A 14,209-nucleotide genomic window follows, 5' to 3' on the forward strand; every position below is an offset into this window, starting at 1 on the left:
CTCTCACTTGCCTTCATTCTTGATATTGGATGCAGCGATACGTGCCCGTACCTGCCCCGAAAATGTAATTGTCTTGCCATTATCGGCGATGTCAATCGATTGCGCAACAATCGAGCCGTCGTTTGTTTTGATCGAAACCGGCTCCTGGCTGCTCATTTTTCCGGCCTTCAGATCGACATCCGCAGACTGGAACTTCGCTTGTATGCCATTGCTGAGATTGATGTCAAAAGGGGCGGTCATCTTCAGCTTGTTGGTCGCCCGGTCGAAAATGCCTTCCTGGGCGATCACCTGCGCGACACTGTCGTTCACCGGCACTGCCGCCAGAACCTTCTCAAGCGTCATGAGATTGGGGTTGGCGATGTCCTGCAACGCACGGTCGGCGTTCATGGAATAATCGATCCCCTTCTCGTTGCGGCCGGCAACAGCGGGTTTTTCCATCACGATCTTGCCGTCTTCAATTCGCGCGCTCTCCAGAGAGACCTCATCGGGCGCCCAGGTTCGGATAACCGAAACAGCGATGAAGGCGAGCGAAATGATTGCCGCGTAAAGCGGCAGAATGATTTTCAGCCGCTTTACGCGCGCAGAATGCCGCAGCGCGGTGTCATAGGCGCCGTTCTGGTCATTGGGCAGCGAAAATGCTGGCGCGGGTTCGCGGAGTCTTTCGAGCATAAGAGTGGGTCCGGAATGCTTCTAGGGCGCCATTGTGGCGCACAATCGAAGCTTGTGTCTCTATCTAAATGTCTTTGGCATGAGTGCTTTGTCCTGCCAATATGGTTTTTGTCTGGAGAGGTGCAAGGGAAATGCGAATTTTATCGTAATTCTGGTTTCCTTATTGTTTCCTTGCGGCTTCGCGTTAGAAGAACCATATGGCCTGAAGCGCAAAAGCGGATGACAGAGGTTTTTATGGACAACATGGCGATAGCGGATCGCAGGCGGTTGCGCCGCAAGCTGACTTTCTGGCGGATTGCCGCCGTTCTCCTACTTGTCGCCGGCGCTTTCGGTCTTTACCGGTTTTTATGGGATGGACCGCAGCAAAGCGCGAAGCCCCATATTGCCCGCGTCGAGGTCTCCGGCCTGATCACCGACAATACCGAACTTCTCGAGCGGCTCGACAAGATCGCCAAGAGCGAGAACGTCAAAGGGCTGATCGTGTCGATTTCCTCGCCAGGCGGCACCACCTATGGCGGTGAGCGCATCTTCAAGGCCATTCGTGGCGTTGCGGAAAAGAAGCCGGTTGTCTCGGATGTGCGCACGCTCGCTGCTTCGGCAGGTTATATGATCGCATCGGCAGGCGATGTCATCGTCGCCGGCGAGACCTCGATAACCGGCTCGATCGGCGTGATCTTTCAGTACCCCCAGCTTGGCCCGTTGATGGAAAAGCTCGGCGTTTCGTTGCAGGAAATCAAGTCGTCGCCGATGAAGGCGGAGCCTTCGCCGTTCCACGAGGCGCCGGAGGAAGCGAAGACGATGATCCGCGCCATGGTAATGGACAGCTACGGCTGGTTCGTCGATCTTGTGGCCGATCGCCGCAAGCTGCCGCGCGAAGACGTGCTGAAACTGGCGGATGGATCGATTTTCACCGGCAGGCAGGCGCTCGCCAACAAGCTGGTCGATACGCTTGGAGGCGAAAAGGAAATTCGCGCCTATTTCGAAACACGCGGTGTTGCCAAGGATTTGCCGATCGTCGAATGGCGTGCGCCATCATCCCGCTCGCCTTTTGCGGTTTTCAGTGTTGCGCAAATAGCGAAGTTTCTGGGATATGACGATTTAATTCCCTTCGCAGGCCCCGGCCAGCTCGGTACGGACAAGTTGTTTCTTGACGGTCTTGTTTCCGTTTGGCAGGTTGAGCCGCGTTAAAAATCCAATTCTTTCAGGGGGCAACCGTGATCAAGTCTGAACTGGTGCAGATCGTTGCTGCGCGTAACCCGCACCTTTATCACCGTGACGTGGAAAACATCGTCAATGCGGTGCTGGATGAAATCACCGACGCCCTGGCGGCAGGAAATCGTGTCGAGCTTCGTGGTTTCGGCGCATTTTCGGTGAAAAACCGTCCGTCGCGTTCCGGTCGGAACCCGCGCACGGGTGAGTCGGTTTTCGTCGAGGAAAAATGGGTGCCTTTCTTCAAGACGGGCAAGGAACTGCGCGAGCGCCTGAACCCCGGCATGGGTGACGAAGAGGACGATTGATCGTCCTCAGCCCGCGCCGGAAACGGAGCGAGCGGAGCCCCGCAGCGATGGAGTATTCTCGGATGTCGAAAAAAATCATCAACCTCATCATCCTGCTTCCGCTGGCGATTATTCTCGTCATCCTGTGCGTGGCCAATCGTCAATCCGTGACGCTGGCGCTCAATCCATTCCGACCGGAAGATGGCGTTCTGTCCTTCACCGCACCGTTTTTCGTATTCCTGTTTCTGGCGGTCATTTTCGGTGTGCTGCTGGGATCGGCGGCCACATGGTTCGCCCAGGGCAAACATCGCAAACGCGCCCGTATCGAGGCCAAAGAAGCCGTTCGCTGGCACGATGAGGCGAACCGCCAGAAGGCGGCCGCAACCGGGCAGCTGCCGCATGCGGGCCAACTCCCGGCAAAGTGATGGTGCCGACAGTCGCTCCGGCTCTAGTCGAGCGGCGTTCGGAATGCTATTTGCTGGCGCAATAAGACGCGGGCAGAAGCGGAAAGATTTCCATTGAAGAAAAAAGACAGCCGGCCGGGCAATCGCGCGCGCGCCGGGAGCGATAAAAAACAGGTCCATGCCGCAAAGCCGGCGCGCCGTGCGGATGCCACGCCGAAAAAGCGCGAGCCCGATGCAGTGCGCAACGTGCAGAAAGCCGCGCCGAAGGAAAAGACCGTCGTAGCGGCCCCCGTTGAACAGGTTCCTGCGCGCGCGCTTATGCAGCGCACCGGTGAACTGCCGGCAGAACAGGTTCCAGTCATTCTGGAATCGAGCGGCGCGGGTGATTTTCACCTGATCGACAGCGGCAACGGCCTGAAGCTCGAACAGTACGGTGACTACCGCGTCGTTCGTCCCGAGGCGCAGGCGCTGTGGCAGCCTTCCGTTCCTGATCGTGTGTGGCAGAATGCGGATGCCGTCTTTACCGGCGACACGGATGAGGACGGTATGGGGCGCTGGCGTTTCCCCAAGGCGGCTCTGGGTGAAACCTGGCCTCTCTCCCTGCTCGGGGTCGACTTTCTTGGCCGTTTCACCGCTTTCCGTCACGTCGGCGTCTTTCCGGAACAGATCGTCCATTGGGAATGGCTGAAAAATGCCGTCGAGACCGCCGACCGTCCGCTGAAAGTGCTGAACCTCTTCGGTTACACCGGCGTCGCGTCGCTGGTCGCGGCGGCCGCAGGCGCTGAAGTCACCCACGTGGATGCCTCCAAGAAGGCGATTGGCTGGGCGAAGGAAAATCAGGCACTTGCCGGGCTTGAACAGGCGCCGATCCGCTGGATTTGCGAAGACGCGATGAAGTTTATCCAGCGCGAGGAACGTCGCGGCAGCACATACGACATTATTCTCACCGACCCGCCAAAATTCGGCCGCGGCACCCATGGCGAGGTCTGGCAATTGTTCGACCATCTGCCGCTGATGCTCGATATCTGCCGCGAAATCCTGTCGCCCAAGGCGCTCGGCCTTGTGCTGACGGCCTATTCGATCAGGGCCAGCTTTTATTCGATGCATGAACTGATGCGTGAAACCATGCGCGGCGCCGGTGGCGTCGTCGCGTCCGGCGAACTGGTCATTCGCGAAGCCGGGCTTGATGGCAAGACGCCGGGCCGTGTGCTTTCCACATCGCTGTTCAGCCGCTGGGAGCCGAAATGATGAAAGATATGCGCGAAAACACCACGCGCCGGGTTGGCCAGGTCAAGGAAGTGACGAGCCTTGCCAATCCCATCATCAAGGATATCAAGGCGCTCACCCAGAAAAAGGGCAGGGAAGAGACCGGCACCTTCATGGCGGAAGGCCTGAAGCTGGTCATCGACGCGCTTGAACTCGGCTGGACGATCAAGACGCTGGTTTATGCCAAGGCCGCCAAGGGCAAGCCGCTGGTGGAGCAGGCGGCGGTGACGACTGTCGCATCGGGCGGTCTGGTGCTCGAAGTCAGCGAAAAGGTTATCGCCTCGATCACCCGCCGCGACAATCCGCAGATGGTCGTCGGCATTTTCGAACAGAAATGGAAGGCGCTGAAGGATATCCGCCCGGAAAAGGGCGAGACCTATATCGCGCTCGACCGGGTCCGCGATCCCGGCAATCTCGGCACCATCATCCGCACGGCTGATGCGGCGGGTGCTTCAGGCGTCATTCTCGTCGGGGATTGCACCGATCCGTTTTCGCTGGAAACGGTGCGCGCCACCATGGGGTCGGTTTTCGCAACTCCCGTCGCCCGCGCGTCGGTCGAGGAATTCCTGTCCTGGAAAAAATCGGCGCAGGTCAGCGTCGTCGCCACCCATCTGGCCGGCTCGGTTGACTATCGAAAGATCGACTATGCCGGAAAGCCGGTCGTGCTCCTGATGGGCAATGAGCAATCCGGCCTGCCGCCGGAACTCGCCGGCAAGGCCGACCAGCTCGCGCGCATTCCCCAGCAGGGCCGCGCCGACAGCCTCAATCTCGCCATCGCAACCGCCGTCATGCTTTTTGAAGCACGGCGACATCTCCTCGAACTCGCACCGGTGACGTAATGCCCAAAGCGGCTTTGTTCTCGAAATTCGGCCCGGCCTTCGCGCTGATCGTCGCCGCACTCGTGCTGGACCAGATCGTCAAGCAGCTGGTCGAAGCCTATCTGCCGCTGCAGGAGATGGTTCCCGTTGCCCCGTTCCTGGCGCTTTACCGCACCTATAATCTCGGCGTGGCCTTTTCGATGCTGGAGGACATGCATGGCTGGTTCATCGTCAGCATGCGGCTCGTCATCGTGGTCTTCGTCTTGTGGCTGTGGCGCAAGACGGCGGCGGACCGCACCTTTGCCCATCTAGGCTTTGCCTTCATTATCGCAGGTGCTGCCGGCAATCTGCTCGACCGTTTTTTTTATGGACATGTCATCGACTATATCCTGTTTCATACGCAGACATGGTCTTTCGCGGTCTTCAATCTGGCTGACAGTTTCATAACCATCGGCGCAGCCTGCGTCATTCTCGACGAGTTTTTGCACGCTCGGACGGCTAAAAAGTAAAATTTTAGGGTTTCAGCCAAACATATCAAAACCGCTGCCGTGGTAGCGGTTGCCTATGAGCGAACTGGCAAGACTTCGGCAGAAGGTTTCAGACGAGCTGGGCCTGGCCGCGACGGCGGCGCAGCCGGCGGATCGTGTCGAGGCAACAACGCGCCATGCTGATGAAGAACATGCGACCGATACCAGGTCGATTGCGCTCTATGTCGCCGCGTCGTTATCGGTCGGGGCTTTTTCCGCAGCCCTGATCGCGCTTGCTGTGCCTTATGCGGTTACCGTTGCGCTGGCGACGTTTTTTGGCGCGGTTCTCGTCGGTGTCCTGCTCTATACGCTCTTTGATGAATCTTTCCATCTGCCCACCGTGCGGGCTACGGATTCCGATCTTCGGCTGCGGCAAACGCAAAACCGCTCGCTGATTGCAGAGATGCAGGAATTCATGGGCGATATCGTCGTGATCCGTGACATGAACCGGCGCATTGTCGAAGCGAACCGGGTCTTTCGCGAAATGACCGGCTGTGCGGCGCCCGAAGGGCTGAGCTGCGAGGAAATCGGCATCGCTTTCCGTCCGGGCGACAAGGTCCATGCCTATGATGTGGAGATCGCAACCCCGTTCGGTCAGCGCATCTTTTCCTGGCATGATGTCGTGACCCGCGATCTGGCAAGCAGCCGTCTCCTCATCAGCAGCATCGCCCGAGACGTGACCGAAGAGCGGCTTGCTCTCGGCGAGCGCGAGGACGCCCGGCTGCGCGCCGAAAAGGCCGATGCCGAAAAGGCGCGGCTGCTTGCCACCGTAAGCCATGAAATCCGCCTGCCGCTCTCCGGTATGCTGGGCATGAACCATCTTTTGTCGCAGACGAGGCTCAACGAGGAGCAGCGAAATTATCTCGATGGCATGCGGCAATCCGGCCAGTCGCTGGTGCAGCTTGTCGAGGATCTGCTGGATTATTCGACCATGGAGGCCGGCCGCTTCAGGCTCAATCCGCGCGCGGAAAACCTGCGCCGGCTGATCGAGAGCATCGTCGAGATGCTGGCCCATCGCGCCCATGAAAAAGGCATAGAAATCACCTCCTTCGTTGCGCCGAATGTGCCCGATCATCTCGATTTCGACCCGGCGAGGCTACGTCAGGTCCTCTTCAATCTCCTCGGCAATGCCGTCAAATTCACGCAGGAAGGCGGCGTCGTCATCCGGGCGCGCATGGCCGACGACGAATTGCACATTGCCGTCGAGGATACCGGCCCGGGCATGAGCCGGGCGGAACAGGCCCGTATTTTCGGGGAATTCGAACAGGCGGGCCCGTTGTCGCAGCGAAGCGCCGGCACCGGCCTTGGACTTGCGATTTCCGCCCGTATCGTGCGGGAATTCGGCGGCCGCCTCACGGTTTCCAGCCGCAAGGGCAAGGGCAGCACTTTCAAATTGGCGTTTCGCCCGGCGGGTGCGCCTGCCGAAATGGCGGATCCGGGACGGCGTCATTGCCTGCGGCATACAAATGTCCTGCTCATCGCACCGAAGGGCGTCGCGGCGGCGGTGACGATGGAGGCGATCGAGGCTTTCGGCGGTCAATGCACTCTCATCCATCAGCCTGAGGATCTGGAAAAGCTGAGGAAGGGTTCTGCCACGCGAGCGGCCGACCTTACCGATATCATCGTCGACCGGCGCATTTCGCCGCTCTTCAGGGACGCCCTGAAGGATTGGCCGCAACAGAATGTCCGCCGCACGCTGCTGGTCAGCCCCGAAGAGCGGCCGTCGACCATGCATGTGGCCTTCGATGCCTGGTTGATCCGGCCATTGCGGGAAAAATCCCTGATCGACGTCCTGTGCGGCCGTCTGCGCGGCATTGAGAGGCGCGACGCCATCAACGACAACCACCCGGATGTGGGATTTTCCTCGCGGGTGGCGGAAGGGGCGAGCGGTATCGAGATACTCGTGGCCGAAGACGATGCCGTCAATCAGCGCATCATCCGCGTCGTTCTGGAAAAAAGCGGCTATATCGTCCGCGCTGTCGAGGATTTTGAGGCGTTGCGGCTTTCTGTGGAGCCGGGCGCAACCCGCCTGCCTGATCTCATCGTCTCCGATCTCAACATGCCGGGCGGCGAGGGGCTCGATGTGCTTCCCGACCTTCTCCATAAGCTGAAGGGCGAAAGAAATATTCCCGTCATCGTGCTCAGCGCAGATGCAAGTGACGCGACTGCCGAAATCCTGCTTGGGGCCGGTGTCGGTGCGGTTTTGACCAAGCCTGCCGACCCGCGACGGCTGGTTGAGGAAATTCGCCGTCTGCTGGAGGCGAAACGCCTGTCGCTATCATAACTTGACAGACTCGCGCTGGCGGCATTTTGTCACTATTCTGTCGTCAATTAGTGATTTATGACAGGAAAATTCTTTGGTGGCGGAGCGATTCCCCATGGTTGCCGAAATCCTCAATCACGACATTTGTGAAAACAATGTTGTCATTCATCCTCGTCCCGAGGCAGCTCAGGACAATGAGGGTCTTTTCGGCCGTATCGGCACGCTGGAAACACGGCTCGCCAGAAATGAACGCGAGATCGATGCCGCACAATCCGTGCGTTACCGGGTTTTCGTAGAGGAAATGAAGGCGCGGCTTCCCGCGGAAGCCATGCGCCGCAAGCGCGACATCGACGCCTGGGACAGCGTCTGCGACCATCTGCTCGTGCTCGACAAGGCGATCGAAGGGGACAGCGAAGACCAGATCGTCGGCACCTATCGCCTGCTGCGGCAGGAAATCGCGCTTGCCAATAACGGTTTTTATTCCGCCAGCGAATTCGACATCGCCGGTCTCGTTGCGCGCCATCCGGGCAAGCGTTTCATGGAGCTTGGCCGTTCCTGCGTGCTGCCCGAATATCGCACCAAACGCACCGTCGAGCTTCTGTGGCAGGGCAACTGGGCCTATGCCGTGAAACACCGCATGGATGCCATGATCGGTTGCGCCTCCTTCCCCGGCGTGCAGCCGGAAGCCCACGCGCTTGCCCTGTCTTTCCTGCACCATAATTGCGTGGCCAAGGGTGAGTGGGAAGCTTCCGCCCTTCCCGAGCTTTATCATGAGATGGACCTTGTGCCGGCAGAGGCGCTCAACGCCCGCAAGGCGCTGAACGCCATGCCGCCGCTGATCAAAGGCTATATGCGCCTCGGCGCCATGTTCGGCTCCGGCGCGGTCGTGGACCATGCCTTCAATACCACAGACGTCCTCGTAGTCCTGCCGGTTTCGTCCATCGCCGGCCGTTACATCAGCTATTATGGCGGCGAGGCCGAGCGCATCAACGGCTGACCGAGTTTCGGCGCAGCCGGGCGGGATGTTCCTGTGGGCAGCGTTCCCGCGCGTGTTGTATTGAGGTGGAGATTGCCGCTAGTGTCGGCCCTTCTTTTCCGCAACACGATATGACATCGGCAGACCATTGACGGACGTTCTGACAACCGCTTCCCTGATCTCGGAAGAGAGCCGCGCGACGGCCACTCCGATGATGGAGCAATATATCGAGATCAAGGCGAACAATCCCGGTTCGCTGCTGTTTTACCGCATGGGCGATTTTTACGAATTGTTCTTCGACGATGCGGTCGAAGCCTCCCGCGCTCTGGGCATCACGCTGACGAAACGCGGCCAGCATATGGGTCACGATATTCCCATGTGCGGCGTCCCCGTCCATGCGGCGGATGATTATCTGCAGAAACTGATCCTGCGCGGTTATCGCGTTGCCGTCTGCGAACAGGTGGAAGATCCGGCGGAAGCCAAGAAGCGCGGTTCTAAATCCGTGGTCAAGCGTGATGTGGTGCGGCTTGTCACGCCCGGTACGCTGACCGAAGAAAAACTGCTGTCGCCGACGGAATCCAACTATCTGATGGCGCTCGCCCGCATTCGCGGCAGCGCCGAAGCGCAGTTTGCGCTCGCCTGGATCGATATTTCCACCGGCGTCTTCCGTCTGGCGGAAACCACGCTGACGCGGCTTCTGGCCGATATCTGGCGCATCGATCCGCGCGAGTTGATCGTCGCCGACAGCCTCTTCCATGACGAGGAACTGCGGCCGGTCTTCGATGTGCTTGGCCGCGTGGCGGTGCCGCAGCCGGCGATCCTCTTCGACAGCGCCACGGCGGAAGGGCGCATCGCGCGTTATTTCAACGTCTCGACGCTGGACGGCTTCGGCACCTTTTCGCGGGTGGAAATGGCGGCCGCCGCCGCTGCCGTTGCCTATGTCGAAAAGACCCAGATCGCCGAGCGCCCGCCACTCGGTGCGCCGGAGCGCGAAAGCGCCGCTTCGACCCTTTTCATCGACCCCGCCACCCGCGCCAATCTGGAGCTGGTGAAGACGCTGTCGGGCGAAAGGGACGGATCGCTGCTGCATGCCCTGAACCGTACGGTAACAGGCGGTGGCGCGCGGCTTCTGGCCGAGCGGCTGATGTCGCCCTTGACCGACCCGGAAAAAATAAACGCTCGCCTCGATGCCGTGGCCTATCTGATCGATGACGTCTCGCTGTGTGACGGCCTGCGTGATGCGCTGAAACAGGTTGCGGATATGCCGCGTGCGCTCTCCCGTCTTGCGCTGGAGCGCGGCGGCCCGCGCGATCTCGGCGCCATCAGGCAGGGGCTGGCTTCTGCCGAGAGGATTGCCGCCATTCTCGATCAGGGATTGTTGCCGGACGAGCTGGCGGCGGCGCTCGCCGATTTAAAAGCCCTGCCCGGCGGTCTCGAAGCCATGCTCGGCTCGATGCTTGCCGACGATCTCCCGCTTCTGAAGCGTGATGGCGGTTTCCTGCGTGAAGGCGCCAATCCCGAACTCGACGAGGTGCGGGCGCTTCGCGACCAGTCGCGCCGGGTGATTGCCGGGCTGCAACTGAAATATGCCGATGAGACCGGCATCAAGTCGCTCAAGATCAAGCACAACAATGTGCTGGGTTATTTTATCGAGGTCACGGCCGGCAATGCCGATGTAATGATAGCGACGGACGAGGCTAAGGCCCGTTTCATCCACCGCCAGACCATGGCAGGCGCCATGCGCTTCACCACAACCGAGCTTGCCGATCTCGAAAGCCGCATCGCCAATGCCGCTGCGCAGGCTTTGACCATGGAACTGGAAGCCTTCGAACGCATGGTCAGGGCTGTGGTACAGCAGGCGGAAGCGATCAAGGCCGGCGCACTGGCGCTCGCCGTGATCGATGTCGCCTCTAGCCTTGCTTATCTCGCGACCGAACAGGCCTATTGCCGCCCGATTGTTGATGCCTCCATGACCTTTGCGATCAAGGGCGGGCGGCACCCGGTGGTGGAGCAGGCGTTGCGGCGGCAGTCTGCCGGACCCTTCATCGCCAATAATTGCGATCTGTCAGCCGTCAACGGTGGTAAGAACGGCGCGATATGGCTGCTCACCGGCCCGAATATGGGCGGTAAATCCACCTTCCTGCGCCAGAATGCGCTGATCGCCATCCTCGCGCAGATCGGTTCCTTCGTTCCGGCGGAAGCCGCCCATATCGGTGTCGTCGATCGGTTGTTTTCCCGTGTCGGCGCATCGGACGATCTGGCGCGCGGCCGATCGACCTTCATGGTGGAAATGGTGGAAACGGCCGCCATTCTCAATCAGGCGACGGATCGCTCGCTGGTCATTCTGGACGAGATCGGCCGGGGCACCGCAACTTTTGACGGTCTTTCCATCGCCTGGGCGGCGGTGGAGCATCTGCATGAGGTCAATCGTTGCCGTGGTCTCTTCGCTACCCACTTCCACGAATTGACCGTGCTGTCGGAAAAGCTCGGCCGCCTTTCCAATGCCACGATGCGGGTGAAGGAGTGGGAAGGTGACGTCATCTTCCTGCACGAGGTCGGACCGGGTGCTGCGGATCGTTCCTATGGGATTCAGGTGGCCCGGCTTGCGGGCCTGCCTGCCTCGGTGGTGGAGCGCGCCCGCGAAGTGCTGACGAAGCTTGAAGATGCCGACCGCAAGAACCCGGCGAGCCAGTTGATCGACGATCTGCCGCTGTTCCAGATCGCGGTTCGCCGCGAGGAAACCCGCAAGGCCGGACCATCGAAGCTGGAGGAAGCTCTGAAAGGCTTCAACCCCGACGAAATGACGCCGCGTGAGGCATTGGACGCGCTCTATACGTTGAAGAAAGAACTTGGCAAGGCTTAAGAGGATAGACTGCCTGTCCATCGCCTTTAAAACTCGCTATAGGACACTCCCATCGCAAGTGGTGGGATCTCCCACAGGACATGGATACCGGCATAGATGGCCATCAAGGACCTGGATTTTTCCGACATTCTCGATGTATCGGCGCTGAAGCGCGACTGTGACATCATCTTCAAGGAAGACGGCAAACGCATCGCCGATATCAAGTCCGATCTACTGCCGATCTTCCGCAAGGCCAGTACGGAAGGCCGGGAAAAGGCCAGAGAACTACTGAAAGCCGATGGCAGCGGCATTGACTGCGCCCGGCGCATCTCCTGGCTCCAGGATCGGCTGATCGAAACGCTCTATGATCTCGCCTGCCAATACGTCTATCCGAAAGATGCGCCGCAGATCGCGGTCGCCGCGGTTGGCGGTTATGGACGCGGCACACTGGCGCCGGGATCGGATATCGACCTCCTGTTCTTGCTTCCCACCAAGAACACACCTGACATGCACAAGGCCGTGGAGTTCGTGCTCTATCTCCTCTGGGATCTCGGCTTCAAGGTCGGCCACGCCACCCGCACGGTGGATGAATGCATCCGCCTCTCCAAATCCGACATGACGATCCGCACCGCTATTTTGGAAGTGCGGGCGATCTGCGGCAAGAAATCCCTAACCGACGATCTCGAAAAGCGCTTCGAGTCAGAAGTCGTCACCGGAACCGGCCCGGAATTCATCGCCGCCAAGCTCGCCGAGCGCGACCAGCGCCACCGCAAGGCTGGCGATACGCGTTATCTGGTGGAGCCGAACGTCAAGGAAGGCAAGGGCGGGTTGCGCGACCTGCACACGCTGTTCTGGATCGCCAAATATTATTATCACGTCCGCGACACGGCCGATCTGGTCAAGCTCGGCGTCCTGTCGCGGCCTGAACTCAGGCTGTTCGAAAAGGCCGATGATTTTCTCTGGGCTGTGCGTTGCCAGATGCATTTCATCACCGGCAAGGCGGAAGAGCGCCTTTCCTTCGACATCCAGCGTGAGATTGCTGATGCCCTGAATTATCAGCCGCGCCCCGGCCTTTCCGCCGTCGAGCGTTTCATGAAGCACTATTTTCTCGTGGCGAAGGATGTCGGCGATCTGACGCGCATCGTCTGCGCCGCACTGGAAGACCGGCAGGCGAAGGATGTGCCGGGTCTTTCCGGCGTTCTCAGCCGCTTCGCCCACCGTGTGCGCAAGATTCCCGGCTCGGTGGAATTCGTCGAGGATCGGGGGCGCATCGCGCTTGCCAAGCCAGATGTCTTCAAGAACGACCCGGTCAATCTGATCCGGCTGTTCCACATTGCCGATATCAACAATCTCGAACTGCATCCCGATGCGCTGCGTGTCGTCACGCGTTCGCTGTCGCTCATCAATGACGAGCTGCGGGAAAACGAAGAGGCAAACCGGCTCTTCCTGTCGATCCTGACGTCCCGGCGCGATCCGGCGCTGACCCTGCGCCGCATGAACGAGGCAGGCGTGCTCGGCAAGTTCATCCCCGAATTCGGCAAGATCGTCGCGATGATGCAGTTCAACATGTATCACCACTATACGGTGGATGAGCATCTGATCCGCTCTGTCGGCGTGCTTTCGGAAGTGGACAAGGGAACGGCTGTCGATGCCCACCCGCTCGCCAACCAGCTGATGCCGAGCGTCGAGGAACGTGAGGCGCTCTATGTCGCCGTTCTGTTGCATGATGTGGCAAAGGGCCGGCAGGAAGACCACTCGATTGCCGGCGCGCGTGTGGCCCGCAAGCTCTGCCAGCGTTTTCGCCTCACCGGCAAGCAGACCGAAACGGTGGTCTGGCTGATCGAGCAGCATCTTTTGATGTCCATGGTCGCCCAAACGCGCGATCTGCATGACCGCAAGACCATCACCGATTTCGCCGATAAGGTGCAGTCCATGGAGCGGCTGAAGATGCTGCTCATCTTGACGGTCTGCGATATCCGCGCCGTCGGTCCCGGCGTTTGGAACGGCTGGAAGGGGCAGCTGCTGCGTTCGCTTTATTACGAGACCGAACTGCTGCTGTCGGGCGGCTTCTCGGAAGTCTCCCGCAAGGAGCGCGCTCAGATCGCCCGGCAGGCGCTCTACGACGCCCTCGACGACTGGGGCCAGAAGGCGCGGCGTAAATATACCAAGCTGCACTACGAGCCCTATCTGCTGACGGTGGCGCTCGAAGACCAGGTGCGCCATACCCGCTTCATCCGTGAGGCCGACAAGCAGGAAAAAGCGCTGTCGACCATGGTGCGCACCCATTCCTTCCACGCCATCACCGAAATCACCGTGCTGGCGCCCGACCATCCGCGTCTGCTGTCCATCATCACCGGCGCCTGTGCTGCCGCCGGCGCCAATATCGCCGATGCGCAGATCTTCACGACGTCCGATGGGCGGGCGCTCGATACGATCCTCATCAACCGCGAATTTCCGATCGATGAGGACGAGACGCGGCGCGGCAACAATGTCGGCAAGCTCATCGAGGAGGTTCTCTCCGGCAAGCAGCGCCTGCCGGAAATGATCGCCACGCGCACCAAGAGCCGCAAGAAGAAGAGCGCCTTCACCATTCCGCCCTCGGTCATCATCTCAAACGGGCTTTCGAACAAGTTCACCGTTATCGAAGTGGAATGCCTCGACCGGCCGGGGCTTCTGGCGGATATGACGGCCGTTATCGCGGATCTGTCGCTCGATATTCACTCCGCCCGCATCACCACCTTCGGCGAAAAGGTCATCGATACATTCTATGTGACGGACCTCTTCGGCCAGAAGGTGACGAATGACAACCGGCAGGCCAGCATCGCCACGCGCCTGAAGGCGGTGATGAGCGAGCAGGAAGACGAATTGCGAGACCGTATGCCGAACGGCATCATCGCCCATCCAGACGTGGCGGCCCTGCCGGCCGCGCGAACGGCAAAGGCTTGAGA

The 14,209-nt window shown here is 59.9% G+C and carries 11 protein-coding genes; 10 read left to right on the forward strand and 1 reads right to left on the reverse strand.

The features are described from left to right. Positions 1-3: 3 nt before the first annotated feature. Positions 4-669, reverse strand: a complete 666-nt coding sequence (gene lptC, locus ACQZ40_RS01445) for an LPS export ABC transporter periplasmic protein LptC (protein ID WP_448747261.1) — start codon at positions 667-669, stop codon at positions 4-6. A 234-nt stretch (positions 670-903) separates the two neighbouring features. Here lptC and sppA point away from each other — a divergent pair, with 234 nt between their 5' ends. From sppA to ACQZ40_RS01495, 10 genes are all read left to right on the forward strand, one after another. Continuing rightward, a complete protein-coding gene (gene sppA / locus ACQZ40_RS01450) occupies positions 904-1,857 on the forward strand; it encodes a signal peptide peptidase SppA (RefSeq protein ID WP_271044968.1) in 954 nt (317 codons plus the stop codon). 2 nt (positions 1,858-1,859) lie between these two features. Then, positions 1,860-2,186 (forward strand): integration host factor subunit beta, encoded by a 327-nt coding sequence (locus ACQZ40_RS01455; protein WP_219256707.1) that lies wholly within the window; start codon positions 1,860-1,862, stop codon positions 2,184-2,186. Positions 2,187-2,248: 62 nt separating this feature from the next. Then, entirely contained in the window at positions 2,249-2,590 is a 342-nt protein-coding gene (locus ACQZ40_RS01460; protein ID WP_065654584.1) for a LapA family protein, read from the forward strand. Between the two features lie 93 nt (positions 2,591-2,683). After that, positions 2,684-3,817 carry a class I SAM-dependent methyltransferase gene (locus ACQZ40_RS01465; RefSeq protein WP_271044850.1) on the forward strand — a complete coding sequence of 378 codons (1,134 nt, stop codon included), beginning with the start codon at positions 2,684-2,686 and terminating at the stop codon, positions 3,815-3,817. Further along, complete coding sequence (locus tag ACQZ40_RS01470; RefSeq protein WP_271044851.1) at positions 3,814-4,674, forward strand: TrmH family RNA methyltransferase; 861 nt, start codon at positions 3,814-3,816, stop codon at positions 4,672-4,674. Before ACQZ40_RS01465 ends, ACQZ40_RS01470 begins: the two co-directional genes overlap by 4 nt. Beyond that, positions 4,674-5,162 carry a signal peptidase II gene (lspA, locus tag ACQZ40_RS01475; RefSeq protein ID WP_078051339.1) on the forward strand — a complete coding sequence of 163 codons (489 nt, stop codon included), beginning with the start codon at positions 4,674-4,676 and terminating at the stop codon, positions 5,160-5,162. The genes ACQZ40_RS01470 and lspA overlap by 1 nt, the downstream gene beginning before the upstream one ends. A 55-nt stretch (positions 5,163-5,217) precedes the next feature. Further along, entirely contained in the window at positions 5,218-7,464 is a 2,247-nt protein-coding gene (locus tag ACQZ40_RS01480; RefSeq protein WP_448747262.1) for an ATP-binding response regulator, read from the forward strand. A 94-nt stretch (positions 7,465-7,558) separates the two neighbouring features. Continuing rightward, positions 7,559-8,440 carry a l-ornithine N(alpha)-acyltransferase gene (olsB, locus tag ACQZ40_RS01485; RefSeq protein WP_065654580.1) on the forward strand — a complete coding sequence of 294 codons (882 nt, stop codon included), beginning with the start codon at positions 7,559-7,561 and terminating at the stop codon, positions 8,438-8,440. A gap of 190 nt (positions 8,441-8,630) precedes the next feature. Next, positions 8,631-11,282 (forward strand): DNA mismatch repair protein MutS, encoded by a 2,652-nt coding sequence (gene mutS / locus ACQZ40_RS01490; protein ID WP_448747374.1) that lies wholly within the window; start codon positions 8,631-8,633, stop codon positions 11,280-11,282. A 96-nt stretch (positions 11,283-11,378) separates the two neighbouring features. Beyond that, on the forward strand, positions 11,379-14,207 hold the full coding sequence (locus ACQZ40_RS01495; RefSeq protein ID WP_065654578.1) for a [protein-PII] uridylyltransferase: 2,829 nt from the start codon (positions 11,379-11,381) through the stop codon (positions 14,205-14,207). The last annotated feature ends 2 nt before the right edge of the window (positions 14,208-14,209 follow it).

It is taken from the genome of Agrobacterium sp. 16-172Ci (genome assembly GCF_053522725.1).

Bases quoted from the DNA above. Each gene is read 5' to 3' on its own strand.
- lptC (WP_448747261.1), bottom strand. From the start codon at position 669: ATGCTCGAAAGACTCCGCGAACCCGCGCCAGCATTTTCGCTGCCCAAT.
- sppA (WP_271044968.1), top strand. From the start codon at position 904: ATGGACAACATGGCGATAGCGGATCGCAGGCGGTTGCGCCGCAAGCTG.
- ACQZ40_RS01460 (WP_065654584.1), top strand. From the start codon at position 2,249: ATGTCGAAAAAAATCATCAACCTCATCATCCTGCTTCCGCTGGCGATT.
- ACQZ40_RS01470 (WP_271044851.1), top strand. From the start codon at position 3,814: ATGATGAAAGATATGCGCGAAAACACCACGCGCCGGGTTGGCCAGGTC.
- lspA (WP_078051339.1), top strand. From the start codon at position 4,674: ATGCCCAAAGCGGCTTTGTTCTCGAAATTCGGCCCGGCCTTCGCGCTG.
- ACQZ40_RS01480 (WP_448747262.1), top strand. From the start codon at position 5,218: ATGAGCGAACTGGCAAGACTTCGGCAGAAGGTTTCAGACGAGCTGGGC.
- olsB (WP_065654580.1), top strand. From the start codon at position 7,559: ATGGTTGCCGAAATCCTCAATCACGACATTTGTGAAAACAATGTTGTC.
- mutS (WP_448747374.1), top strand. From the start codon at position 8,631: ATGATGGAGCAATATATCGAGATCAAGGCGAACAATCCCGGTTCGCTG.
- ACQZ40_RS01495 (WP_065654578.1), top strand. From the start codon at position 11,379: ATGGCCATCAAGGACCTGGATTTTTCCGACATTCTCGATGTATCGGCG.